Source organism: Streptomyces sp. NBC_00727, assembly GCF_045161745.1.
Taxonomy (GTDB): Bacteria; Actinomycetota; Actinomycetes; order Streptomycetales; family Streptomycetaceae; genus Streptomyces.
The window spans coordinates 139644-164872 of the sequence record NZ_CP108981.1 but is presented as its reverse complement, the minus strand read 5'-3'; the positions used below and the strand labels follow the sequence as shown (position 1 = coordinate 164872).

At 72.3% G+C, this 25229-nt stretch carries 20 protein-coding genes and 2 pseudogenes; 9 read left to right on the top strand and 13 right to left on the bottom strand.

What is annotated here, in order from left to right; translation table 11 throughout:
- Window positions 1–320 precede the first annotated feature (320 nt).
- From OG242_RS00770 to OG242_RS00755, 4 genes are read left to right on the top strand one after another with little or no spacing between them, the layout of a single operon-like run.
- Window positions 321–1571 (top strand): NAD(P)/FAD-dependent oxidoreductase, encoded by a 1251-nt coding sequence (locus OG242_RS00770; RefSeq protein ID WP_405896255.1) that lies wholly within the window; start codon window positions 321–323, stop codon window positions 1569–1571.
- Entirely contained in the window at window positions 1568–2791 is a 1224-nt protein-coding gene (locus OG242_RS00765; RefSeq protein WP_405896254.1) for a lycopene cyclase family protein, read from the top strand. The genes OG242_RS00770 and OG242_RS00765 overlap by 4 nt, the downstream gene beginning before the upstream one ends.
- Window positions 2788–3522 (top strand): methyltransferase domain-containing protein, encoded by a 735-nt coding sequence (locus OG242_RS00760; protein ID WP_405896253.1) that lies wholly within the window; start codon window positions 2788–2790, stop codon window positions 3520–3522. Before OG242_RS00765 ends, OG242_RS00760 begins: the two co-directional genes overlap by 4 nt.
- On the top strand, window positions 3519–5072 hold the full coding sequence (locus tag OG242_RS00755) for an FAD-dependent oxidoreductase (RefSeq protein WP_405896252.1): 1554 nt from the start codon (window positions 3519–3521) through the stop codon (window positions 5070–5072). The genes OG242_RS00760 and OG242_RS00755 overlap by 4 nt, the downstream gene beginning before the upstream one ends.
- A gap of 27 nt (window positions 5073–5099) precedes the next feature.
- On the opposite strand, the gene OG242_RS00750 is transcribed toward OG242_RS00755, so the two are convergent.
- The 5 genes from OG242_RS00750 to OG242_RS00730 all read right to left on the bottom strand — a co-directional run bounded on the left by OG242_RS00750 (window position 5100) and on the right by OG242_RS00730 (window position 10009).
- A complete protein-coding gene (locus OG242_RS00750; RefSeq protein WP_405896251.1) occupies window positions 5100–6110 on the bottom strand; it encodes a DUF5914 domain-containing protein in 1011 nt (336 codons plus the stop codon).
- The gene (locus OG242_RS00745) at window positions 6107–7099 is read right to left on the bottom strand and encodes a phytoene/squalene synthase family protein (protein WP_405896250.1); all 993 of its coding nucleotides are present in this window, start codon (window positions 7097–7099) and stop codon (window positions 6107–6109) included. The genes OG242_RS00750 and OG242_RS00745 overlap by 4 nt, the downstream gene beginning before the upstream one ends.
- On the bottom strand, window positions 7086–8633 hold the full coding sequence (gene crtI / locus OG242_RS00740; RefSeq protein WP_405896249.1) for a phytoene desaturase family protein: 1548 nt from the start codon (window positions 8631–8633) through the stop codon (window positions 7086–7088). The genes OG242_RS00745 and crtI overlap by 14 nt, the downstream gene beginning before the upstream one ends.
- 120 nt (window positions 8634–8753) lie before the next feature.
- Window positions 8754–8951 carry a hypothetical protein gene (locus OG242_RS00735; RefSeq protein WP_405901781.1) on the bottom strand — a complete coding sequence of 66 codons (198 nt, stop codon included), beginning with the start codon at window positions 8949–8951 and terminating at the stop codon, window positions 8754–8756.
- Between the two features lie 35 nt (window positions 8952–8986).
- Complete coding sequence (locus tag OG242_RS00730; RefSeq protein ID WP_405896248.1) at window positions 8987–10009, bottom strand: right-handed parallel beta-helix repeat-containing protein; 1023 nt, start codon at window positions 10007–10009, stop codon at window positions 8987–8989.
- A gap of 254 nt (window positions 10010–10263) precedes the next feature.
- On the opposite strand from OG242_RS00730, the gene OG242_RS00725 reads away from it, so the two are divergent.
- Both OG242_RS00725 and OG242_RS00720 read left to right on the top strand, forming a co-directional pair.
- A complete protein-coding gene (locus OG242_RS00725) occupies window positions 10264–10560 on the top strand; it encodes a hypothetical protein (protein ID WP_405896247.1) in 297 nt (98 codons plus the stop codon).
- Window positions 10561–10752: 192 nt separating this feature from the next.
- Window positions 10753–10974, top strand: a pseudogene (locus OG242_RS00720) (3-keto-5-aminohexanoate cleavage protein); the annotation flags it as partial.
- Between the two features lie 22 nt (window positions 10975–10996).
- Here the strand turns inward: OG242_RS00720 and OG242_RS00715 are convergent.
- Both OG242_RS00715 and OG242_RS00710 read right to left on the bottom strand, forming a co-directional pair.
- Complete coding sequence (locus OG242_RS00715) at window positions 10997–12295, bottom strand: MFS transporter (RefSeq protein ID WP_405896246.1); 1299 nt, start codon at window positions 12293–12295, stop codon at window positions 10997–10999.
- Complete coding sequence (locus OG242_RS00710; RefSeq protein ID WP_405896245.1) at window positions 12295–12903, bottom strand: helix-turn-helix domain-containing protein; 609 nt, start codon at window positions 12901–12903, stop codon at window positions 12295–12297. Before OG242_RS00710 ends, OG242_RS00715 begins: the two co-directional genes overlap by 1 nt.
- 187 nt (window positions 12904–13090) lie before the next feature.
- On the opposite strand from OG242_RS00710, the gene OG242_RS00705 reads away from it, so the two are divergent.
- Both OG242_RS00705 and OG242_RS00700 read left to right on the top strand, forming a co-directional pair.
- Window positions 13091–13219 (top strand): LPFR motif small protein, encoded by a 129-nt coding sequence (locus tag OG242_RS00705; RefSeq protein WP_275589843.1) that lies wholly within the window; start codon window positions 13091–13093, stop codon window positions 13217–13219.
- 71 nt (window positions 13220–13290) lie between these two features.
- Window positions 13291–13902, top strand: coding sequence for a TetR/AcrR family transcriptional regulator (locus tag OG242_RS00700; protein WP_405896244.1), 612 nt, complete (start codon window positions 13291–13293; stop codon window positions 13900–13902).
- 124 nt (window positions 13903–14026) lie between these two features.
- On the opposite strand, the gene OG242_RS00695 is transcribed toward OG242_RS00700, so the two are convergent.
- Window positions 14027–14533, bottom strand: coding sequence for a serine aminopeptidase domain-containing protein (locus OG242_RS00695; protein ID WP_405896243.1), 507 nt, complete (start codon window positions 14531–14533; stop codon window positions 14027–14029).
- Window positions 14534–14886: 353 nt separating this feature from the next.
- A pseudogene (locus OG242_RS00690) lies at window positions 14887–16433 on the bottom strand (IS200/IS605 family accessory protein TnpB-related protein); the annotation flags it as partial.
- Window positions 16434–16684: 251 nt separating this feature from the next.
- On the opposite strand from OG242_RS00690, the gene OG242_RS00685 reads away from it, so the two are divergent.
- Window positions 16685–18238 carry an alpha/beta hydrolase gene (locus OG242_RS00685; RefSeq protein WP_405896242.1) on the top strand — a complete coding sequence of 518 codons (1554 nt, stop codon included), beginning with the start codon at window positions 16685–16687 and terminating at the stop codon, window positions 18236–18238.
- Between the two features lie 24 nt (window positions 18239–18262).
- On the opposite strand, the gene OG242_RS00680 is transcribed toward OG242_RS00685, so the two are convergent.
- The 4 genes from OG242_RS00680 to OG242_RS00665 form a co-directional block, all read right to left on the bottom strand.
- Entirely contained in the window at window positions 18263–18658 is a 396-nt protein-coding gene (locus OG242_RS00680; protein WP_405896241.1) for a Rid family hydrolase, read from the bottom strand.
- A 112-nt stretch (window positions 18659–18770) separates the two neighbouring features.
- The gene (locus tag OG242_RS00675) at window positions 18771–21788 is read right to left on the bottom strand and encodes an alpha-mannosidase (RefSeq protein WP_405896240.1); all 3018 of its coding nucleotides are present in this window, start codon (window positions 21786–21788) and stop codon (window positions 18771–18773) included.
- Window positions 21789–21830: 42 nt separating this feature from the next.
- Window positions 21831–23888 carry an endo-beta-N-acetylglucosaminidase gene (locus OG242_RS00670; protein WP_405896239.1) on the bottom strand — a complete coding sequence of 686 codons (2058 nt, stop codon included), beginning with the start codon at window positions 23886–23888 and terminating at the stop codon, window positions 21831–21833.
- A 54-nt stretch (window positions 23889–23942) separates the two neighbouring features.
- Complete coding sequence (locus OG242_RS00665) at window positions 23943–25196, bottom strand: glycosyl hydrolase (protein ID WP_405896238.1); 1254 nt, start codon at window positions 25194–25196, stop codon at window positions 23943–23945.
- Between the last annotated feature and the right edge of the window lie 33 nt (window positions 25197–25229).

Sequence of the window (25229 nt, the reverse complement as noted above, 5' to 3'; positions counted from 1 at the left end):
GTCCGCTTGCGGGCCGGGGCCGTGTGCGTCACCCGGTCCGCTTGCGGGCCGGGGCCGTGTGCGTCACCCGGTCCGCTTGCGGGCCGGGGCCGTGTGCGTCACCCGGTCCGCTCCGTCGTGGCGCCTCGCTTCGACCGGCCGAACATGGTCGGCTGGACCGGCGGTCACGACCACGACGCCTGTCGCCGTACCGGCAGCCGACGCGCCGTTCGGGTACGCGGCTGCGCCGGTGTGCGCCGGTGTGCTCCGGGCAAGCGGCCGGGCAAGCGGCGTCCCGGGCGTCCGAGCACCGGCCGCCCCCGCGTCGACCGAGGAGCAGCATGAACGACGACCACCGCCGGGCGCCCGACGCCGTCGTCGTGGGAGCGGGCCTGGCCGGCCTGGCCTGCGCACTGGACCTCAGCCGCTCCGGACTGCGGGTGGCCCTGCTGGAGGCATCCGACGCGGTGGGCGGCCGAATGCGCACGGACCGCCGGGACGGGTTCCTGCTGGACCGCGGATTCCAGGTCTTCAACACCTCGTACCCGCAGGTGAAACGGCGACTGGATCTGAAGGAACTGCGTCTGCGCCCGTTCACCGCGGGAATCATCGCCCACACCCGGACGGGCCCGGTCCGCCTCGCCGACCCGACGCGGGAGCCGAGCGCGGCCGGGAACCTGCTGCCGGGCCGCGTCCTCTCCGCCCGCGACCTGGCCGCACTGGCGGCGCTCACCGCACAGGACGCCGTACTTCCCGCTTCCTCTGTGAGGGACCGGAAGGACGGCCACGCCTCCGAGGCCCTGGCCCGGGCCGGCCTGTCGGAGTACGTGATCGACGAGATCCTCCGGCCCTTCCTGGCCGGGGTGTTCCTGGAGGACGAGCTGGAGACCTCCGCACGCTTCTTCCACCTGGTCTGGCGGAGCATGGTGCGCGGAACGCTGTGCCTGCCGGCGCGGGGCATCGGCGCCGTACCCCACCAGCTCGCCCAGGGCCTCCCCGACGGGGTGCTGCGGCTCGGCGCCCCCGTCGCCGGACTCACCGACACCGGTGTGTCACTGGCGGACGGGAGCGAAGTGCCCGCGCCCGTCGTCGTGGTGGCCACGGATCCGGCCACCGCCGCCCGCCTGCTGCCGGACCTGACCGTGCCGGGCACCCGTACCGTCACGACCTACTACCACGCAGCCGACCGCTCACCGCTGTCCGAGCCGACCCTGTTGGTGGACAGCACGGGAACGGTCCTGAACACCTGCGTACTCAGCGAGGTCGCCCCCTCCTACGCACCCGCCGGCACCGCACTGATCTCCACCTCCGTACTCGGCGCCGACCTTCCCGGGCGGGCGCAGTGGGTGCTCCGGCGGCTGGACGAGCTGTACGGCACCGACACGGGGGGCTGGCAGCAGATCGCCGCCTGCACGGTCGAGGGTGCCCTGCCGGCCATGCGCCCGCCCTGGCCGCTGAGCCGCACCACCCGGACCGGCCCCGGCAGGTACGTGTGCGGGGACCACCGCGCGACCGGCTCCGTCCAGGGCGCCCTCGCATCGGGCACCCGGGCCGCCCGGGAGGTGGCGGCGGACCTGGCGCGGCGAACATGACGGCGCACCGCGAACAGCCGTACGGCTGGGCCGATGTGGCCGTCGTCGGGGGCGGCGCGGCCGGCCTGAGCCTCGCGCACCGGCTGGCGGAGACCGGGGCCGCCGGCGTCACCGTGATCGAGCCGCCGGACGGGCCGTTGCGCCCGGCGGACCGGACCTGGTGCTACTGGCACGCGGAGGCGGACGGCCTCGAAGACGCGGTCAGCGCCTCCTGGTCCGTGCTGCGGGTGCACGGAGCCGATGGCCGCCCGGTCACCGTGGAACCGGCCCCCTTCACCTACCGGATGGTGCGCTCCGCGGACTTCGAGCGGCTGGTCCACGGCCGCCTGGCCCGTACGGACGGCGGACACGTCCTGCGGGCCACGGCGGACGCGGTGCGCAGCGTGCCCGGAGGCGCCGAAGTCCGCTGCACACTGCCCGGGGGCGACACGATGACACTGCGCGCCCGGCGCGTGTTCGACTCGCGGCCGCTGCCCGCTCTGCCCCCGGCACGTACCCGGCTGCTCCAGCACTTCCGGGGCTGGTTCGTACGCACCGCCACCGACCGGTTCGATCCCGAGGTCGCCGATCTGATGGACTTCCGCGTCCCCCAGCCGGCCCGCGGACTCGCGTTCGGCTACGTGCTGCCCCTGGCACCGGACCGCGCGCTCGTCGAGTACACGGAGTTCTCCCGCCACCCGCTGACCACCGAGGAGTACGAAACGGCCCTCGGCCACTACTGCCGCGACGTGCTCCGGCTCGGCGCGCTCACGGTGGAGCGTACGGAGCAGGGGGTGATTCCCATGACCGACGCCCGCTTCCCGCACCGGGCCGGGCCGTCCGTGTTCCGCATCGGCACCGCGGGCGGCGCCACCCGCCCGGCCACCGGCTACACCTTCGCCGCCGCACAGAGGCAGAGCCGGGCCATCGCCGCCGGCGTGCGCGACGGACGGTGGACCGTCCCCGCACCCTACGGGCGCCGGGTGCTCGCCATGGACGCGATCGTGCTCCGCGCTCTGGACACCGGCCGGATCGACGGCCCCGAATTCTTCACCGGCCTGTTCCGCCACGTGCCCGCCGAGCGTCTGCTGAGGTTCCTCGACGGCACCGCTTCGCTCCGCGAGGAGTGGGGCATCGGTCTGCGCACCCCGGTCCGGCCCATGCTCGCCACAGCGGCTGGGCTCCCCTTCCTCCCACGCCGGTCCCAACCCCTCGCCAGAGACGGAGAAAGCCACCGATGAGCCTCCTGCGGGACCACGACCTGGCCCGTGCCTTCGACCACGCCTCCCACACCTACGACGGCCTCACCGCCCTCAACCCCGGCTACCGCACCGACCTCCTGCGCTCGGCCCGCCGCCTCCGCCTCCCCGACGACGGCGCCGGACTGCACCTCCTGGATCTCGGATGCGGCACCGGCGCCTCCACGCGAGCCCTGCTCACCGCAGCGCCCCGGGCCCGGATCACCGCCGTGGACGCGTCGGCGGGCATGCTGCGCCGCGCCCTGACCAAGCCCTGGCCCGCACGCGTGCGCTTCGCCCACCTGACGGCCGAGGAGCTCGGCACGGCCGGAGAAGGGCCGTTCGACGCTGTCTTCGCCGCCTACCTGTTCCGCAACGTCACCGACCCCGACGCGGTCCTGCGATCCGTACGGGCCCTGCTGAAGCCGGGCGGACGCTTCGCCGCACACGAATACAGCCTCAGCGGCTCCCCGGCGCACCGGGCGCTGTGGACGGCCGTCTGCCACGGCGTGATCATCCCCGCGGGCACGTGCACGGGCGACCGCGCACTGTACCGCCACCTCTGGCACAGCGTCCTCGCCTTCGACACCGCACCCGGCTTCGCCGACCGGCTGGGCCGCGCAGGTCTGACGTCCGTGCGGGTCGTCCCCGTCGCCGGCTGGCAGACGGGCATCGTGCACACCTTCCTCGCCCGCAACGGCCGACCGGCCACGACACCGGAGCACGCACCGTGAACGCCCCACGCCCCGCCGCCCGACGAGGCCGCGACCGCAAGGCCGAAGTCCTCCTGCCCGCCCCCGGCGCGGATCGCTTCCGACGAGGTGACGAACCGTCCGTCGCGGTCGTCGGCGGTGGCATCGCCGGCCTGGCGGCCGCCACCCTGCTGGCCGAGCGCGGGGCCCGGGTGACCCTGTACGAGAAGGACGGCGCACTCGGCGGCCGGCTCTCCGGTCACCGCACTCTGCTGGCCGACGGCTCCCCGGTGACCATGACCCGCGGCTTCCACGCCTTCTTCCGCCAGTACTACAACCTGCGGGGGCTGCTGCGCCGCACCGACCCTGGTCTCGCCCGCCTCACGCCGCTGCCCGACTACCCGCTCCAACACAGCGGCGGCCTGACCGACAGCTTCGCCCGGGTCCCGAGGACGCCACCCCTCAGCGCCCTCGGATTCGTCGCGCTCAGCCCCACCTTCGGATGGCGGGACCTGGCCGCCATGGACGCCCGAGCCGCACTCCCGCTCCTCGATGTGCGGGTCCCCGAGGTGTACGAGCGGTTCGACGGCGTCACCGCGACCGGCTTCCTGGAAAGCGTGCGCTTCCCGGAGGCCGCCCACCATCTGGCCTTCGAGGTGTTCTCCCGCAGCTTCTTCGCCGACCCGCGCCGACTGTCGGCCGCCGAACTGCTGTTGATGTTCCACATCTACTTCCTCGGCTCGGCCGAGGGCCTCCTCTTCGACGTACCGACCGAACCCTTCCCCCAGGCACTCTGGGAGCCTCTTGCGGAGTACGTGCAAGGCCTCGGCGCTTCGATTCGCACCGGGGAGCTTGTGCGTCAGGTCGCACCGCACGACGGGGGAGGGGCGCACGTGCACACCGAGACCGGCACCGATCACCATGACGCCGTGGTGCTCGCCCTCGACACCGAGGGTCTGCGGCACATCGTTGCCGCGTCGCCCTGCCTCGGCACCGCCGGCTGGCGCGAGGCCATCGCCGCCCTGCGCACCGCACCGCCGTTCCTCGTCTCCCGGCTCTGGCTCGACCGCCCGGTGCGCGCCGACCGGCCCGGCTTCCTCGGCACCAGCGGCTACGACGGGCTCGACAACATCAGCGTCCTGGAACGGTACGAGGGCGAGGCCGCCCGCTGGGCCGCGCGCACCGGAGGCTCCGTCGTGGAACTGCACGCGTACGCCGTCGACCCGGCGGCCGAACGCAAGGATGTGCAGGAGACACTCATCGACCGGCTGCACCGGGTGTACCGGGAGACGCGGGACGCCCGCGTCATCGACTCCCGGCACGAGTGGCGCGCGGACTGCCCGTTCTTCGAGGCCGGCTCCTACCCCCTGCGCCCCACCGTGCGCACCCCGCACCCCTGGCTGACCCTCGCCGGAGACGCGATCCGCTGCAACCTGCCCGTCGCCCTCATGGAACGCGCCGCCACCACCGGGTTCCTGGCCGCGAACGCCCTCCTCGCCGACCGGGGAGTGCGGGGGCAGGTGCTGTGGACGGTGCCGAGGGCGGGCCGCTCCCGCGCGTTGCGCGCGCTCGCGAACCTCGGGCGCGCCTGAACGCTGGTCGCCTGCGCCGGGGTTCGTTCAGCCGGGGAAGCGCCCGGTGCTGCGCAGAGTCCAGCGCCGTTCCGCGTACGCCAGGTCGTCGACCCACAGCCGCCCGGCCGTGCGCCGCATGAGCGGCCGCAGCACCGGGGCGGCGGCCCGTGCGAGCGCGAAGCCCGGCCGGTCCGAAGCGGCGACCGTCGCCTCGATCACCGCAGTGCGCGGACGGTCGTGATCCGGCCGGGTGAGCGGCGTGGCGTGCGTCTCCACCACGGAGGACACCCCCTCGCCGTCCGTGATGCGCATGACGACGGTCCGCGGCTCCGGCGCGGTGAACTCGGCCCGCACCGGGACCACGAGGCGTCCCGCCACCCGGAAGGAGACGTCGACGACGAAGGCGTCGTCCTCCTCGCCCTGTGGCTCGCGCACCACCGACAGATCGACGAACGAGTACGGGTGGAACCACGAGCCGTGCCACGGGTCGAGCCGGTTCGCCACCACGTCCTGCGGTTCACACCGCCCGACCGCCGTGAACACCGCGTCCACCGAACCGCTTCGCGCGGGCCGTTCGGGCACCAAGGGCCGCTCGGTGGGCTCCTCGCCGCCCATCTCGTCCAGCCGCACCCACACGAGTACGCCGTCGTCGTGCACCGGGAAGGGCTGCCAGCCGGCGAACGGCGCACCGTCCAGCGCGAGTCCGTGCCAGTGGCACACCAGCGTGCCGCACACCACCCGGCTCTCCCGCAGCGGCGCCCCGAGGTGCGGACAGCTGCCTGGTCCGGCCCTCAACTCGCCGCCTTCGGCGCGCCACAGCACGACCTCCGTACCGGCGACCGTTCTGCCGTAAGGGCGTTCACCCGCACGCACCTCGCGGGAGGCGCCCACCACGTACCAGTTGCCGGACGGGCGGGCGGCTGCCCGCTTCAGTGCCTCGGCGATGAGCGCGGGCCTCGCGTCGCGCCAAGTAGCCTTTTGCTGAGTCCAGTTGGCGCCGTGCGTCCGCAGTCGAAGCGGGGCCGACCACCGCCTCCCGTCCGCCCTTCGACTCAACGCACCGGCTCCTTCCGTGCGACCCCCGGGCCTTCCTCCGCTGTCGGGTGCCGACGGCGTGCCCGCCACCGGGCCCCGGTCACACGCAGCACCCCGAGGGCGGCGGTGGCGGCGCGGCGGCGCCGGGGGACCACCGCGCGACGGTGCAGGACGCGGTAGTCCTGCTCGGCGATCACATCGAGAATCCCGCCGTAGAGGGTGTACGCGGTGCGGATACAGGGGCGTACCCGCGGATCGAGCATGGCGATGCCCGGCTCCGCCGTCCGGTACACCTCCCGCGTCATCGCCGCAGCGGCCACGAGGGCGGCCCGGATGCGTGCGTCCCCGCGCCCGGTGCGCCGGCTCCACTCCAGCAGGGCCCTGTCCACACCGTGCGAGGCCAGCAGATCACCGGGCAGGTAGATGCGGCCCCGGTCCAGATCCTCACCCACGTCACGCATGAAGTTGGTGAGCTGGAACGCCACACCGAGCGCCGCCGCGTACGGCTCGGCCTCCTCCCGGGGCACGACCGTGCCGAGCACCGGCACCATCTGCAGCCCGATCACCGCGGCCGAACCGTGCACATACGTCTGCAGGTCCGCATAGGTGGGGTAGTCGGTGACGGTCAGGTCGGCCCGCATCGAGGACATGAAGTCGGCGAACAGGCCGTGCCCGATGCCGTACCGGGCAGCAGTGTCCGCGACGGCCCGCACCACCGGCTCGTCGCCCGTGCCGGTCGCCAGCCCCCGCGCCAGATCGCTCTCCAGCCGGAGCAGCAGCCGGTCGCGCTCCGCGGGCGCTTGGCGCCGGTCCAGGTCGTCGACGATGTCGTCGGCCCAGCGGGCGAAGCCGTACAGGGCGTGCACGGCGGCACGCCGCTCGGGCGGCAGCAGGCGGGTGGCCAGGAAGTACGTCCTGCCATGGCGGGCGTTGAGCTGCCGGCACCGGGTGTACGCGAGGCGCAGGCCGGGATCGGTGATGCCGGCTGCGTCCAGTTCACGACGGGTCATCGGCACCTGCCCGGACCAGGAGGGAGGGGCGCGTCCTTCCGGGCCGGAGCCCCGGAAGGCCCGTGATCCGCGCGGCGGCCAGCTTGCCGCTGATGAGGACGGTCGGCACGCCGACGCCCGGTGTGGTGCCGCACCCCGCGAGCACGACGTTCTCCGTCCCCCGTACGAGATTGCGCGGACGGAACGGACCGGTCTGGGCGAAGGTGTGGGACAGCGAGAACGGGCTGCCGGCGGCGTGGCCCCGCGCCGTCCAGTCGAGAGGAGTCACCAGAAGCTCCTGCTCGATGCTGTCCCCGAACCCGTCGAGGCCGCGTCGTTCGAGTTCGCGAACCAGGCTGTCCCGGTAGCGCGGACCGAGGTCCCGCCATGCGGTGGCCGGGGGACCGGTCGTGGTGTTGGGGCACGGGGCGAGGACGTAGTGCAGATGGCGGCCCGGAGGTGCCAGGGACGGATCGTGCGCCGTGGGGCGGGTGATCAGCAGGGAGGGGTCGCTCATCACCTCGCCCGTACGCGTCAGCTCGTCGAACGTCCGCTCCCACGCGGCACCGAACGAGAGAGTGTGATGCGCGAGTTGGGGCCAGGTGCGGTCCGTCCCGGCGTGCAGGACCACGGCGGACGGCGAGTGGTGGGGCCGGACCGGACGCCGGGGCCGGCGCCCCAGCAGCTCGTACGCGACGGGCAGTTCGCACGTCAGCACCACCGCGTCGCAGGCGATGCGCTCACCGGAGGCCAGGCGCACGGCCCGTACGCGCCCCGCCGAACGCTCCAGCGCGCTCACCTCGGCCGTCCAGCGCAACTCCGCACCGGCTTCCGCCGCGGCGTCGGCCATGGCCCGGGGGAGCGCGTGCATGCCGCCCCTCGGGAACCAGACACCGGCCACGGTGTCCATGTAGGCGATCACGGCATAGGCCGCGAGCGCCCTGGCCGGGGCCACACCCGCGTACAGCGACTGGAAGGAGAAGACGCGGCGCAGACGCTCGTCGGAGAGGAAGCGGCGGATCCGGCCGTCCAGCCGCCCGAACCCGCCCAGCGCCGCCAGCCGCGCCAGGTCCGGGTGCAGCAGCCGGAACGGCGAGTCGAAGTTCGTGTCGATGAAGCGCCGCATCTGCGCCCGGTACAGGCGCTCCAGCCACTGCCGCAGTTCGCGGTAGCCCGCCGCCTGCGCCGGTCCGGCGAAGCGCCGCACCTCCGTCTCCATCGCATCGCCGTCGGTGTGCACGTCGAGCGAGGACCCGTCCGCGAAGCACGCGCGGTACGCCGGGTGCAGGGCCGTGAGTTCGACGCGGCGGTACAGGCTGTCACCGACGGCGGCGAAGGCCTCGTCGGCCAGGTGCGGCATGGTCAGCACCGTGGGCCCGGTATCGATCTCGAACCCGCCCAGCCGCAGCCGCCCGGCCCGGCCGCCGGGTCCGGTGTCCCGTTCGACGACGGTGACCCGGCGGCCCGCACCCAGCAGATGCAGGGCACAGGCCAGTCCGGACAGCCCCGCGCCCACCACGACGACATGGCCGGTGGGCCCTGGCACGCCCTTCACGCGACCTCCTCCGCGCGGCGCCGGACCACGCCCGTCGCCGATGTTCTGTCACGGGTGCGCCGGCCTCCTGCCGTAACGCGTGTCGGGTGATCTCATCCCGGCGGGCGGCGGATGCGGCGCTCACGGAGGCGTGTCGCCCCGCGCGTCCTCCTGTCGGCGTACGTCGTCGAGGTCCGCGAGCCGGTCGAGCTGCCGCACCGGTCGGGCGACGCGCTGGTTGCCGGTGCGCTCGTCCGGCCGGCAGGCGCAGGGACCGCACAGGCCGACGGACTGCCCGGTCACCGGCGGGATCTCCGGCGTGAACTCGGCGCGTTTCACCGGCCCGGGGCGGGTGAGCGAGGAGGTCCGGACGGTCAGGTGACAGGGATGCCGGGGTTCACCAGTCCCGCACCCCCGGTCACCCGGTTGTCCGAGGTGACGGTCGCGGGGCAGCCCGACGGGTCGTAGTTGGTGACGTCGATGGCGAAGCGGGTGGGGCCGGTGGCGCCGGTCAGGTCCGCGGCGTTGTCGCGGAACACCGTGCCGCAGCCCCAGCCCGGGTCCTGGGTGTGTGTCTGGAAGCCGTCGTTGGTCGTGCCGGTGCCCTGGTTGTTCTCCACGGTGTACCCGTTGCCCTTGATGTCGACCCAGGAGTCGTCGTAGTTGGCCCCCGTGAGGCCGTCGCCGTCGAAGGTGTTCCCGGAGATCAGGCCGCCGGTGGTGCCTTCCTTGATGTCGATGTTCTCGCCGCCGATGCGGGGGCCGATGTGGTTGTCGAGGATCTGGACGTGGTCGCTGGCGTCCGTGAGGGTGTTCGCCGTGCCCACGTACACGCCCTCGCCCATTCCGTTCCCGGACGTCCCCGTGTCGTGGATGTAGGAGTTGCTGACGACCCCGTAGCTGCTCGACGTCCGGAAGTGGATGCCTTCCATGGTCGTGTGGTGGATCTCCACCGAGTCGGCGACGACATGGTCGGACGCGTCGATCATGATCCCCTTCTGCCCGCCGGTGACGGTGATGCCCTTGATGACCCAGTAGGGGGCGGCGGTGAGCTGGATGCCGTTGCCGCCTCCCGAAGGTGTGGTCAGCACCGCGGCCCGTGAGCCGGTCAGGGTGATCGGCGCGCTCGGGGTGCCGCCGGTCGTGATCTTGAAGTTCCCCGAGTAGGAGCCGTCCGCCAGTTCGATCGTCCGACCCGGTGCGGCAGCGGCCAGCGCGGCCTTGAGCTCCTTGCCGTTCGTCACCCGCACCGTCGTCCCGTCGGAGAGTCCGGGCGGGACGTCCGCCGACGCGGCCCCGGACATGCCGAGCAGCCCGGCGCCGACGAACGCGGCGGCGACAGCGGCGCGCTGCGTCAGCCGTGTGGGCCGGCCGGAGGGGGAGGGAGCTGGGAACATGACGGCACCTCCGGACGGGCGACCACGGGGGGCACCAGTTTGGCAGGGACACAACACTATGATGAGTGCCAAGATTGGACTGGACCAGGGAGGGCGTCAAGAGGGGAGCGGGCCTGGTCCAAAAGGACCTGGCGCGACGCCGCGCGAACTCGTCCGGCTTCCCCCGGCGTCGCCGAACGGGCCGCTGTACGAGCAACGCGACGCAGACACTGGTCGCCCCGATGACCGCGGCACATCGGGGTACACGGGTGCGCATGGCACCGAAGAAGACCGAGCGCATCCAGTTCCTGCGGGCCCTGCGGTCGCTCCACCGCGCCCGTTCCTTCTACGCCGTGGGCGCACTGCTGTGGGCGGCGTCCGCCGCCTGGACCGGCTGGCAGGCCCCCGGAAGCCGTCAGATGTGGGTGTCCGCCATCCTTCTGGCCGTCTTCACCGGCCTGCTCATCACCGCCGCCGTTTCCCTGCGGCACCTCGCGGCCCGCACCACGTACCGGCCCGCACACCATGCCGCGCCCCACAAGGCGTCGCACCCGCGCCAGGCACACGCCTGAGACCGGAAGAACGCGGACGGCGCAGCCTGTCGGGACGTCGACCCGCCGTCTGTGACCATGGCGGCATGCTCCAGGTCTGCCTCAACGGCGCCCGCGGCCGCGCCGAGTACGCCCATCTGCCGGTGACCGCCGCCGAGTTGGCGGTGGCGGCTCGTGAGGCCGTCGCCGCCGTGGACGTCCGCACTCCGGCCGGCGGCCCCACCGATCCTCCTGCACGGCGAGGACGCCGCCGCCTGGCCCGTCCTGCGCCTCGCGGCCGCCCGCCGCCTGCACACCCGTATCGGCCTGGAAGACGTACTCCGCCTCCCCGACGGCGAACCCGCCGCCGGCAACGCGTCCCTCGTCCGCGCGGCACACGGGATCATCCACGACGCAACCTGCCCCAACCCGCCGGGACGCGGACCGAAAGCGTGACCCCGAGGCGGTTGCGTGACCCCTAGGACGGCGACGGCTGGGGGTGTGCCGGGTCCGGGCTGTTCGTGGCGTGGGGAGCCGTCGGCAGATCGCGGGTGCGGCCGATGGGGGAGAAGAGGAGGACGAGTGCGGCCAGGGGCACTCCTGCCGTCGTGATCCACATGGCCGTACGCAGATCGAAGGCCGTTCCCAGCCAGCCGCCGAGCAGGGCGCCCAGGGGGATCGTTCCGAAGTTGAGGAAGGCAGTGCTCGCTGTGAGGCGCCCGAGGAGTTCCGGCGGGCAATAGCGTTGCTGGAAGCTCGACTTGATCACGTTGCCGGCCACGACGCCCGCCGACACGCAGAACCCGCCCGCGACGTAGAGCAGCAGCCCGACTCCTGTGGACGCGACCGGGATGAGCAGCGCGAAGAGCGCGAACCCGAGCTCGAACAGGAGCATCGCGCGTGCGGTCCCGATCCGGCCGGCGAGGCGGCGGGCGACGAACGCACCGGCGACCCCTCCCGTGCTGGAAGCTGCGATGAGCCCGCCGACCGCACCGGGCGCCAGGCCCACCGTGTCGACGAGGAAGATGACCTGGATCGACTGGTAGCCCATGAGGGCCAGGTTGGAGGAGGCCCCGAACAACGTCAGCGTGCGGATCCAGGGGTCGCGGGCGACCAGCCGAAGGCCCTCGCCGACTTCTCCCAGCAGAGCCCCGGGGCGGTCGCCCGCCCGCTCGTGGCGCGGCTCGCGCTTACGGATGCTCGCGATGCACAGGAAGGAGACGAGAAACGTCGCCGCATTGGCGAACATCGCGTTGACCACGCCCACCGCCTGCCCGATCAGGCCGGCGGAGCCGAGACCGCCGATCTGCGCGGCGGACGCACTGCCGTGCAGTTTCGCGTTGCCCTCAGGCTGATCCTCGGGGGCCAGGATGCTGGGAAGGTAGGCGGTGTACGCGGTCTGGAAGAACACCGCCGCGGTGCCGGTCAGCAGAGCGACGACCACCAGCAGGCCGACGTTCAGGTGGCCGGTCCAGGACGCGACCGGGATCAGGGCGAACAGCAGGAAGGACACCGCGGCGGCGCTCAGCATGACGGGCCTGCGACGCACCCGGTCCACCCACGCTCCGACCGGAAGACCGATGAGCAGCCACGGCAGCCAGGCCGAGGCGCTCAGCAGTCCGACCTCCCACGTGCTGGCGTGCAGGGTCGAGACGGCGATCAGGGGCATCGCCACGGCCGTGACGGAGGAGCCGAACTTGCCCGTGGTCTCGCCGCACCACAGCAGACGGAAATCCCGGTCCCGGCGCAGCAGACCGACACGTATCGCGTCGCTCATCAGTTGCCCCGCTCTTTGCGGGGGAACGACTGGATCTGCACCACGACCGGCAGCGTCCCCGGCGCTTCCTCCGCGCCCGGCGCGGGAGTGTGACGCGCGATCACGGCCATCAACTCCGCGTTGAGGGACTTGAGCTGCTCGGGAGTCATACGCAGGTCACGCCAGTCGGAGATGGTGCCGGAACGCTGCCACTCGCCGTCCCAGTCCTGGCTCAGGTAGTTCGTGACCCGGCTGAAGTACTGCTGCACCAACTCGTGCATGTAGACCGACAGGGCGCCCTTGGTGTCGGGGTCGTCGCGGAACTCGGCGGTCTCCAGGATCTTGGTGTCCTCGACGACGCGCCACCAGCGTTCGCGCTTGGTCCCCCGGCCCGTCTCCTCCTCGATGAACCCGTGCTGGGCGAGGTGCCTCAGGTGCCAGCTCACCGTGCCGGTGTTCTCGCCGAGGCGCGCGGACAACCCCGTGGCCGTGTACGGCCCGTCGAGGGCCAGCATTTCGAGAATGTTCATGCGCAAGGGGTGCGCCAGACCCCGCAGGCTGCGGGCGTCGATGCGCCGGACGGGCTTGCGCTGAGCGGCGGCCGCCCCTCGCTCCGTTTCGTCTGTCATGCCGACAGAGTAGGTTGCAGAGGACACTCTGCATAGGGTTCTCTGCAATATGTACGTCAGGGCCGGCCAAGGGCGTGGCGGACGCCCGCGTCGCCCGCATCGCACCTGGGGTTTTTCCGTGCACGACTCGGGTACGCGGGCCATTAGGGCACCCCGGCAGGGGGTGTCACCGAACGGAGGGATCTCCATGCTGAAGGCCATTGCAGATGTGCTTCGTTCCATCGGCGGAGCCATCGCCACGGTTGTCACGCTTCCATTCCGGGCCGTCGCGCGACTGTTCGGCGGCGCGTCAAGCACCGCCCACGGCCACCACTGAGCGCATGATCAGTGACGGAGTGAGTGCTCACTCATTGACGGAGTGAGCACTCACTCCCTATTGTCGTCTCCATGACCACCTCCAAGGAGAACGGGACGACGCGCCGTCGCGCCCCCGCCATGTCGCCGGAAGAGCGGCGCACGATGATCATCCAGACCGCGATCCCGCTGATCGCCGAGTACGGTGCTGCGGTGACCACCGCGAAGATCGCCCGCGCCGCGGGCATCGGAGAGGGCACGATCTTCCGGGTCTTCGCCGACAAGGACGAGCTGATGCAGGCGTGTGTGGCCGAGGCGCTCTCACCCGACCACGCGATCCGCGAGCTCGACGCCATCGACGTGTCCCAGCCACTGCCCGACCGGCTCGTGGAAGCGGCCGAAGCGCTGCAGGCGCACATGTCCAGGATGGGGGCGATCCTCGGCTCGCTGGGGCACGGTGGCGGCAAGCACCCCGGGCCGGTCCGCGGTGCGGGACGCAACGAGTCGACGACGCGGGTCCGTTCGGCACTCGCGGAGCTGCTGGAGCCCGACAGAGAGACCCTCCGCCTGCCCCCTGAGCAGATCGCGGCCCTCTTCTTCGGGCTTCTCTTCACCCAGCGGCGTGCGGACGAAGAGCCCGAACTGAGTGCGCGGGAGCTGGTGGATGTTTTCCTGTACGGGGCGCTCTCGGGGAGCGCCGAGTGAGCGTGCGAGAAGCCGTGTGAGGGTGACGGCCCTGGCGGTCCTCGTCCTGGCCCGGTGCAACCGCCCGCCGGCAGTCTCAACGAGTTGCTGTGATCGCCCGCCTGCCGCCTTGCCGGCTCCTGGGTCAGGGGATCCAAGGAGCCGGTTGGCCACACCATGTGCCGGCTTCCCCGAGCGGGGCGGGAAGAGGTGTGAGACCGAGAAGCGCCGTCGTGGCCTCGGTGGCGACGCGCTGCCACTGGCGGGCGTGGCGGATCATGGTGTGGCCCCCGTGGGGCATGCGGAGGCCGTAGACCTGCGCTCCGGCGGCCTGGGCGCGGGAGAGACAGGCCCAGGTGTCCCCGGCACGGGTGATCCGGTCGGCCTCGTCGTGGAGGGCGATCACAGTACGACCACCCAGGTGCGAGGCCCGCTCATGTGGTGGGCACCACGGGGCCAGCGCGACCACGCCCCGCACCTGCGGGTCGCCGGCCACCCGCAGCGCCGCCCGGGCGCCCATGGAGTGACCGACGAGCACGACGGGAACGGGGCCCGCGACCTCGTACAACTGGCTCAGCGCGCGGCGGGTGTCCGCGACGGGATGAGCGTTCCCGCCGTTCCAGCCGCGGTGGCGGTAACGGACGTGACCCACGAAGACGTCCTCATGGGCAACGGCCCGCTGGATACTCGCGGCGAAAGGCCTCATGCGCAGCGCGGGGAGGTTGACAACCGCAGGAGGCTCCAGTGCCTCGGCCCGCCCGCCGTGAAGCAGAAGGACCGCGGCTCGCGGGCGCCGCACCGGGTGCCGGCCGTGGACGGGGCTCAAAGCGCTGCTCTCGCTGGTGCCGTTCAGGTGCTCGGGGAAGGACATCTCCTGATCCTTACGCGCGTCAGGGACTGTTGACCTGTATTTCGCTGCGCCCGGGAATCCGGATTGGTCGACGACGGCGATTCTTTCGGCCGGTGCGGAACCACCGACAGTGGTGCAGGCTTCACCGTTCCTAATTCAGTGAGCAGGAGTGAGTCTTGGACCCACGCCCTGGCACTGCGGACATCCCGAACGGTTGTGGGTGTCCTGGTTGCCCGTGTTCTCGCCGCGTCCGGTGGCACGGATCGTGTCCGTGGTCCGGGGATGCGGGGGCGGGGTCCCTCACGCCCTGGGGTACCTGGTGCGGCCTGGACGGTCCGATGCCTCACACGATCGCTCCGGTCGTGTGAGGGCGGTGTCGTCCGACGCCGGATCGGGTGTCCGAGGGCGCGTCTCCCAATCGCGATACTGGCGGCATCGTGACGGGACATTCTGCGGTGCGGGGCGGTCAGCGGCTTCTGCCAGTGCTGAGCACCTCACATCGAGGTGTAGGCCGGGTCGGCCGCGATGATCGCGAGACCGTGTTCGGCGGCCATGGAGACAAGGCGTGCCTTGAGCTTGCCGGTGGGCAGGCCGGAGATCAGCTGCCGGAATCGCTTCCTCCGGCCGTGCTTCTCCCGCGTCTTCTCCGCCCCGAAGTCCAGGTCTTCGATGGCGATCGCGCTGACACCGGTCCGGCGGGCCCAGTGCAGGAGGCGGGTGAGGGCGTGGCGGACCTGCGCGTCACGATGTGCGATCGTTCCGGACAGGTCGTAGGCGAAGCGGTGGGGTTCGCCGACGGGATTGCCGTGGGGGGCGAGGCGGTAGGCGGCGAAGTGGCCGGCGTTGGTGTCCACACCGATCACACCCCCCGCCCGCGCCGCCTCCAACGGGACGGTCTGCACCACTGGTTTCTGCCAGGACGCGGTCAGATACCAGCGCCCCCGGCCGGTGTCGTAGTGGATGTGGTAGGACACAGCACGGTTCGCCTCGACACGGTCGGCCCACTCCACACCCCGGTGCGCGAACCCGACCGTGGAGGTGAGGGTGTAGCGGCCGTGTGCGCTGTTGGCCAGGTGAGCCAAGGGGGCGGGCAGCTTGATGCTGACCCGGCCGTCCGGGGTGACGCGGATCGTCTCGTTCCCGTACCGCTTGCCCGACTCACCATCCGCCGCCAGGAACCACCGCTCCGCCTCCCACCGCTGACGCCACTCATCCTCGCTCAGCCCGGCCTCGGTCAGGTGATGGCGGGTGTTCAACAGGCGCTTCCCACCGCGCACGATCCGGACCCGCCCCGACCGCCAGTCCGCAACAGCAGCCGCCAGCCGGTCCTCCAGGGTCTTGAGGCGACGCGACTTCTGGAACCCCACTCACCCCTGGACCGATATCCGCCCGCTGCGCGCTTGGTGCCTTTGGCCCCGACCAGGAGCGACAACCGGTGCCGCAAGGTCCTGATCCCGGCCTCCAAGGAGCGGATGCGCGCGGCCAAGCACCGCCTCGCCAGCGCCCACTGATCATGTGACGCCTTCGTGACCGCCCCAGCGATCCGCGACGACGACGCCCCCGTCAACCCACGCTTACGCGAAGCCCACGCTTCTGCATCATGGTCCAAGCCGTCCGCACACCGGGCCTTCAGATCCCGCGACGCCAGCCCACCCTGATGGGCACCCACGGCCCGCAACACCTGCTCGTCCTGTTCGGTGAGGTCCCACATCCTCACGCCATCCACCCGCACCACCCTGCTCACTCCCATGCATGACGACTCACTCATACGCGCTCTGCCCACAGCAGTTCAGAACCCCACGACATCCGCTTCCTGGACGATCGCCGACAGGCCTGTCGTGCGCGAGGGGTGTGAGCCGTGCTGTCGGAGACGGCTTGTACGCTTCGACGACCGGACGATCACGCATAGGGGCACGGGGCGGGCGTCCAAAAACGGGAGCGCGGGGACTTTCGATGAGTGACGCAGATCCGATACGAAGCCGCAGACCGGGCCTCTCGGCGGGTGCGCTCATCGTCGCCGGGGTCCTCCTCGCCGCGATCGGTGCCGTCGGTGCCTGGCTCAAGCACGACGCTGCGGGCCCGAGCGCGGAGCCGCGTACGGAGTTCACCGCGAAGAATCCGCCCGCGGGTCTGCCCACCGCGCTCACCACCGGCCAGCACCTCCGCTGGTCCCGCTGCACCTCGCCGCCCACCGCGCGCACGGGCTACGACTGCGCCACGATGAAGGCGCCCCTCGACTACCGGAAGCCGGACGGCAGGACGATCGATGTCGCCCTGATCCGCCGCAAGGCCACCGGGCCGAACGCCCGGCGCATCGGTTCGCTCGTCCTCAACTTCGGTGGCCCCGGTGTGTCCGGCGTAACCGGACTGCCCGATTTCCTCAATCAGTACGAGCTGCTGCTGGACCGCTACGACCTGGTCTCCTTCGACCCGCGCGGCGTGGGCGCGACCCTCCCCGTGCGCTGCGGGAAGACCGCGGACGACACCGGCTACGAGGGCGCGGAAGCCTGCGCCAAGCACTCCGGGGCGCTCCTCCCGTACATCGGGACCTCGCACACCGCACGCGACCTCGACCTGATGCGCTACCTCCTTGGTGACGAGCGGCTACACTACTTCGGGGTCTCGTACGGAACGGCGCTCGGCGCGGTCTACGCCCACCTGTACCCGGCGCACGTCGGACGGGTTGTCCTCGAAGCGTCCGTCGACCCGACCGAGGACCGCGTCGAGGACCAGGTGGCGCAGGCCAAGGCGGTCCAGGCGGCGTTCGACCGGTTCGCCACGCACTGCGCGGCCCGCATCCGGCACTGCCCGACCGGCGACGGGCCCGAGGAGGCCGAGCGACGCATGGCGCGTCTGGCCGACCGCCTGGAGAAGAAGCCCGCCCCGGCCGGCGGCGGAAGGACCCTCGACGCCGACGACCTCGCGTACGCCGTCAGCGACCACCTCGACCTGGGCACCGACGGCTGGCCGACACTCGCCAAGGCCCTCACCGCGCTGATCGACGACAACGACGGCCGTCCGCTGAGCAAGGGCTCGGACGACAGCGGCTCCGCCGACCGCTCGGCGACCCCGCCCGACAACAGTCGCGCAGCCCTGACCGCGATCACCTGCGCGGACTCCAGCCTGCGCCCCGGCGGCGAACGTCTCGACAAGGCCGAGGCCCGCGTCGAAGCCGCCTCACCCGTCTTCGGTGCGGCCTGGTCCAGCTCCGTCTACCTCTGCTACGACTGGCCGTTCGACGGCGAGCACACCACGCTCCAGGTGAACGCCGACGGCGCGGCGCCGGTCCTCGTGGTCGGTGGCACCGGCGACCCCAACACCCCGTACTCCGGTGCCCGCCACATGGCCCGCGCCCTGGGCGACGGCGTCGGCGTGCTTCTGACGGCCGAGGAGGAGGGCCACGGCACATACCCGCAGAACCGCTGCGTCAAGAAGAACGTCGACCGGTACCTCCGTACGGGCCGGACCCCGGCCCCGGGGACGGTGTGCCGGGGCAGCATGTCCTGAGGTGCGTACGCGAGAAGGCCCGGTTCAGCGCACCGCCACGGCCTCGATCTCGATGAGCATGTCCGGGTCGGACAGTGCGCTGACCTCCGCCAGGAGGCTGGCAGGCCTGCAACCCACAGCCGCGAGTCCGTCCATCAGCACGTCGTACCGGGAGGTGCACGAAGCGAGGTCGGTGGTGACGATCCGGATCTGCACCACGTCCGCCATCGTCATCCCCGCCTCCGCCACGGTTTCACCCAGCCGCCGGAGTGTCAGTCGCATCTGCCCGGCCATGTCGCCCCGGTGGGCGATGCCTCCCTCGTCGTCGCGCGCTTCGTGCCCGGACACGAACAGCCAACTGCGCGGGTCGTCCACGCGGACGGCCCGGTTGTACATCAGCCGCCCGTCCACCAGACGCGGCCCGATCTCATGAGTGGTCATGGCGTTCCTATACCGGGGCGCAAAGCACTTCAATCCCACACGGAACCCTCCCGCCCGGTCGCACGTCAGGCCGCCGCGCGGCGGCCAGACGTGCGACCGGCCTTGCCGGGGGTCAGCCGGTCGTCAGCCGCAGCGTCACCAGCTCGAAGGGGCGCAGGGACAACCGCACGCCGTCGCCGTCCCTCTCGGGCGCCGGGGTGTCGGACAGCGGCCGCTCCAGCAGGTCGGTCGCCACGACGCCCGTGGCCCGGAAGCCGGCGGTCAGGTTCACCTTCGCGCGTCCGCCCGTCGACTCGTAGAGCCGCACGACGACGTCGCCGCTCCCGTCGTCCGCCAGCTTGACCGCGCTGACCACGACCGCGTCGTTGTCGACGCCCACCAGCGGGGCCACCTCGCGCTCACCGGTGGTCAGGCGCTCCGGCAGGTTCACCCGGAACCCCTCGCGGACCGCGTCGCCGATCGCCGCGCCGGGCACCAGCGCATGACGGAAGCGGTGCACACCCTGGTCGGTCTCCGGGTCGGGGAAGCGCGGCGCCCGCAGCAGCGAGACCCGCACGGTGGTGGTCGTCCCCGCGTCCGCGTCCCGGACGCTGCGCGTCACGTCATGCCCGTACGTGGAGTCGTTGACGAGGGCGACGCCCCAGCCCGGCTCCTCCAGGTGGACGAAGCGGTGGTTGCACGCCTCGAACTTGGCCGCCTCCCAGCTGGTGTTGGTGTGGGTGGGCCGGTAGAAGTGCCCGAACTGCGTCTCGGACGCGTACCGCTCGGCGTGCACGTCCAGCGGGAACGCGGCCTTCAGGAACTTCTCCGTCTCGTGCCAGTCGACCTCGGTGTCGATGTCGAGCCGCTTGGCGCCCGGCTCCAGGGTGAGCAGCTGGGTCACCTTCGAGTCGCCGAAGCTGCGGACGATCCGTACGCCGTGCGCCACCGGGGCCAGTTCGTCGAGATCCGTCAGGTCCGTGACCGTGTTGCGGTAGAACGCGTCGACGTCCCACGCGTCCCACATGTTCGGGAAGTCGGGGTGGATCTGGAGCAGGTTCGCGGCGGCGCCCGGAGCGACGGTCTCGCGATCCGCGGCGATGTCGTACGCGGAGACGACCAGGCCCCGGCCGTCGATCTCCACCCGGAGCAGGCCGTTGTCGAGCACATGGCCGCCGCCCTCGCGCGGGGCGGACCGGGTGGTGCCGGCCGTCGCGGCGGTGGCCGCCGCTCCGGCGGGGACGCCGCCGCGGGCGTGCGGCGCCGCGTTGAACACGAGGGCCCGGCCGCCCGCGGGGTCACCGGCCAGGGCGCGCTGCGCGGCGTCGATGATGCCGGTCAGCTCCTCGGCGACGGCCGCGTACGTCTTCTCGGCCTCGCGGTGCACCCAGGCGATCGAGGAGCCGGGCAGGATGTCGTGGAACTGGTGCAGCAGCACCGTCTTCCAGATCCGGTCCAGCTGCTCGTACGGGTATGCGAAGCCGGTCCGGACAGCGGCGGTGGCGGCCCACAGCTCGGCCTCGCGGAGCAGGTGCTCGCTGCGGCGGTTGCCCTGCTTCGTCTTCGCCTGGCTGGTGAGCGTGGCGCGGTGCAGCTCCAGGTACAGCTCGCCGACCCACACCGGCGCGTTCGGGTATTCGGCCTCGGCCTTGGTGAAGAAGTCCGCGGGGGTCTCCCACGTCACCGTCGCCGAGCCCTCCAGACTCCGCAACCGGGCCGCCTTGGCGATCATCTCGCGGGTGGTGCCACCGCCCCCGTCACCCCAGCCGGTCGGCGCCAGCGAGTGCTGGGCGACGCCCTTGTCCTTGAAGTTCGTCGCAGCGTGGGCGATCTCGCTGCCCTTCATCGAGCAGTTGTACGTGTCGACGGGCGGGAAGTGCGTGAAGATCCGGGTGCCGTCGATGCCCTCCCACTGGAAGGTGTGATGCGGGAACTTGTTGGTCTGGCTCCACGAGATCTTCTGCGTGAGCAGCCACTTGGAGCCCGCGGCCTTGATGATCTGGGGCAGTCCGGCCGCGAACCCGAAGGTGTCGGGCAGCCACGCCTCGTCGTTCTCGATGCCGAACTCGTCGAGGAAGAACCGCTTGCCGTGCACGAACTGCCGGGCCATCGCCTCGGAGCCCGGCATGTTCGTGTCGGACTCGACCCACATGCCGCCGGACGGCACGAACCGCCCCTCCGCGACCGCTGCCTTGACCTTCGCGTAGACCTCGGGACGGTGCTCCTTGATCCAGGCGAACTGCTGGGCCTGCGACATCGCGAAGACGAAGTCCGGCTCGTCCTCCAGGAGGGCGGTCATGTTGGACGTCGTACGGGCCACCTTGCGGACCGTCTCGCGCAGCGGCCACAGCCAGGCGGAGTCGATGTGGGCGTGGCCGACCGCGCTGATGCGGTGGGCGGAGGGCACGGCGGGCGTAGCGAGGACCTCGGCCAGCTCCGCGCACGCCGCGGCCGCCGTGCCGCCCACGTCCTGGAGGTCGACCGCGTCCAGCGCCCGGCCGACGGCGCGCAGGACGTCCCAGCGGCGGGCGCCCTCGACGGGCAGCTCCTGCATCAGCTCGCCGAGCACCTCCAGGTCCTGGACCAGGTTCCACACGTCCTCGTCGAAGACGGCGAGGTCCATCCGGGCCAGCCTGTACTGGGGCTCGTCGCCGGCGGTCTCCCTGTCACCCAGCTGCGTCGGCAGGAAGGGGTGGTAGTCGAGGATCACCGGGTTGGACGCCGCCTCGATGTGCAGCAGCACCTCCTCGCCGCCCGCCACCGGGGCGCCCACCCGCACCCACTGGTTGCGCGGGTTGAGGCCCTTCACCGGGGTGCCGTCGGGGCGGTAGACCAGGCCCTCGCACTGGAAGCCCGGCATGTTCTCGTCGAAGCCGAGGTCGAGCAGCGCCTCCACGGTCCGGCCCGCCCAGGCCTCAGGCACCGTGCCGGAGACCTTGAACCAGGACGTGCCCCACGGTGCGCCCCACCGGTCGCCGACCGCGATCGGCCCGGTGGGCCCGGCAAGGCCGTCGGCGACGGGGACGGGCTCGCCCGGCGCGTTCCAGACGGCGACGTCCAGAGGGACGGACTCCGGGTATACGGCGGGCCGGATGCGCTCGTCGAGGACGCGCTTGAGACGGGCTTCGACCAGGCTGCGGTCGTCGTGCATGAGGGGGACTCCGTTGTGAGTGGTGGGTCGGGTGGGGGGTGGTTACCAGCGGTGCGCGGTGGAGGCGCTGCCGGAGGTCGTGTACAGCTCGCCAACAGCCCTGACCTGGAAACGAGCGGCTTTCTCGCCCGGTTCCCGGCGCAGACCGGGCACGAAGAACGCGGTGGAGGCGGTGGCGCCCAGGAAGCGCCGGGTGCCGTCGGGCAGGACCCTGTGGAGCTCGTAGTGGCGCGGGGCGCCGGGTGCGCGGCGCCAGCGCAGACGCAGGTCGGTGCCGTCGGCGCCCCGGGACGCGCCGGTGACACGCAGCCCGGCCGGTGCGCCCGGCGTCTCGGCCCGGTTCCGTACGGCCAGGGCACCGAGCCGCCAGCGCACCGGACCGGCCGCCGTGAGGCGCACCCCGAGCGCGCGCACCGTCCCGGAGAGGGAGTTCAGCCGCAGCGTGGTGGTGGTCCATCCGCTGCCGCCCGTCCGGAGTTCGCCCGCCGGGACGTAGGCGTACGCGACCGGGTCGCCCGGCCGGTCCGGCTCGTGCAGTGCGACGGCCAGCTCGACGGTGACCGGGCCCGAGCCCGCGTCGGTGCGGTGCGTCAGCTCCACGACGGTGCGCCGGGACAGCGGCAGCCGGGTGCGGTGGAGTTCGACGGTGACCGGGGCGCCCGGCTCCCCGGCGACCAGCAGGCTGCTGCCCCCGCGCCAGGCGTCCGCGAAGTCGAAGCCCACGGACGGGCGCCGGCCGTCGGTGCGGACGACCCAGCGACGGCCCGGCAACCGGTCCTGGACCCCGAGGTGGTTCCACTCCGCGTCCGAGGCGACCCTGCCGTTCTCGTACCAGCGCAGGCCGTGGCCGGTGTTGAACGTGGTGGCGAACGGCAGCCGGTCCACCGTCGAGCGGTCGGCCACCGCCGTCGCGGGCGCGCGCCAGCTGTCCGTACGGTCCGGCCGGGCCGGGTCCAGGGACCGCCCGGTCCAGAACCGCTGGTCGGCGGCGTGGAACTGAGCGGGCGTACGGTCCTCCGGGAGATGGCTGCGGGTCCACTCCGGCCGGTAGAAGCCGTAGCCGACGGTGTGCGGCCGGTCGGCCGGAATGATCGCGTCCCAGTCGACCGGCGCGTCCCAGCCCTTGGACTCGACGTCGACGCCCGCCCACAGGGCGTAGCGGCTGCGTCCGGCGGCCTCGGCGTTCTCGGCGGAGGAGACGAGCGAGGCGGGCGTCCAGCGGAAGTCCACGAACATCGAGTCCGCCTCCCTGAACAGCGCGGTGTTCTCGGCGTTGAGCGCGCCCTGCCAGCCGACCTCGCCCCGCACCGTCATCGCGTCGTACCAGATGATGCGCAGCCCCGCCGCGTCGCTGCGCGCCCGCAGATCGGTGACGAAGGCGAGCATCTCGGCGCCGAGCGCGGCGTCCCCGCCCTCGGTCTCGGCGTTGAGGAACCAGCCGTCGAAGCCGTGCGCGACGGCCGCCTCCACCAGCTTCGCGGCCAGTGGGAAGCGCCCGGCCGCGTCGCGCTGTACGAGGTCCCGGGTCCAGCGCAGGTCGCCGCCGTGGTGCACGGGCGGCAGGAACACGGTCCCGAGGGCGGGCACACCGTGTCGGTGGGCCGCGTCGACGACCGGGGCGTTCGGCGCCAGGATCAGGCCCTCGCCGGCCGAGCCGCCCCAGAAGACCAGCTCGTCGATGTACGCCCAGTGGTTCAGGGCGTAGTAGTCGGCGGTGGCCGAGCCCTGGGAGGGGTTGCCCGCGGTGTTCCCGAAGGCGACCAGGGAGGTGATCCGCGCCTGGTCGGTCCGGGCCGTGGTGTTGGCCGGGGCCGGGGTGAAGCGGTCGGCGAGCGGTACGGACGCGGTGTTGAACGGCAGGTCCGGGTCGGTCTCGGGGCGCCAGGCCTTGAGGCTTCGCCAGGTGATGCCGTCGCCGGGCGTGCCGTCGGGCAGCGAGTCGGGAAACCAGTACGAGGCACAGGGCTGGTCAGCGGCCGGGCCGGCGGCGTGCGCGGTCGTGGTGAGGCCGGGCGTCAGGAGGGCGGCGGCGGTTCCGGCTCCGGCGAGGACCACGGTGCGGCGGCTGGGGGCGGACGGGCGCCGCTGGGGCTGGGTCATGGTGTGCTCCGTATCGTGCGGGTTCGATTCCGGTGCGGTGCGGGGTGACGCGGGTCAGCTGACCTCTTCGGGCGTGACGACCTTGGTGATGCCCCGGGCAGCAAGGTGGTCCTGGTCGGACGCCTTGCTCGCGAGGACGGTGGTGGGGCGGACGCCGTCGGCGGTGAGCCGGGTGAAGGCCTCGAAGACCGCACCGCCGGGGGCGCAGACGGAGCGGCGGGGCGCGGTCTCGTCGTCCCCGGTGTCGACGACGAGGGCCGTGGTCCGGGGCGCGGGCCGGTGGGTGCGGGCACGCTGTTCCTCGACGATCCTGGTGATGGCGCGGCCCGCCGGCTTGACCCGGCGGTCGTTGGTCAGCAGCCCGAGGCTGTACTCCAGCTCCGGGAAGTCGGCCAGCGAGCGGGACACGTCGTGGGAGCACCACCAGGTGACGCCCCACACGTCCTCGCAGTCCAGGGCGTTGGCCACGGTCGCCTCGGTGAACGCGGCGGCGTGCTCGGCGGGGATCAGCGGGGCCGGCGCGCCGACCTCCTGGAGCCAGACCGGCCGGTGCGGGTCGAGCGCCCATGCCTTGGAGAGTTCGATGAGGTAGGCGGCGTGGTGCTCGGTGGCGGTGCCGGTACGGCCGTGGCGCTGGGCGGTGCCGTTGAAGACCCAGGAGTGCACGGCGGTGACGGCGCCCTTGCGCGCCGCGTGCGCCGGGGTGAAGGCGTGGTCGTCCTGGTACCAGGCGGCGTCGTACTCCGCGTGCAGGTGGAGCTTGCCGGGCGCCCCCTCCTCGCAGGCTTCCAGCATCCGGGTCAGCCAGGCGTCCGCCTGCTCGGGCGTGATGCGGTCGGGGTCGGGGTGCGGGTCGCCGGAGAACTGGTTGATCTCGTTGCCGAGGGTCATCCCGATGAAGTGCGGCCGGTCGGCGAGGGCGGCGGCCAGGGTGCGCAGGTACTCGGCCTGCCCGGAGAGGACGTCCGGGTCGGTGAAGAGGTTGCGCCGGTGCCACGTACCGGTCCAGGCGGGCAGGAAGTCGAAGCTCGACAGGTGGCCCTGGAGCCCGTCCACGCAGGTGTCGAGGCCGCGTTCGGCGGCGGCGTCGGCGAGCTGGACGAGCTGCTCCACGGCGCGAGGGCGGATCAGGGTGCGGTTGGGCTGGAAGAGCGGCCAGAGCGGGAAGACCCGGATGTGGTCGAGGCCGAGGCCGGCGATCGAGTCCAGGTCGGCGCGCACGGTGTCGAGGTCGAAGTCCAGCCAGTGGTGGAACCAGCCCTGGCTGGGCGTGTAGTTGGCGCCGAAACGCAAGGGGGAGGTGCTCATACGGAACAGGAGTCCTGGTTCTAGTGGTACGTG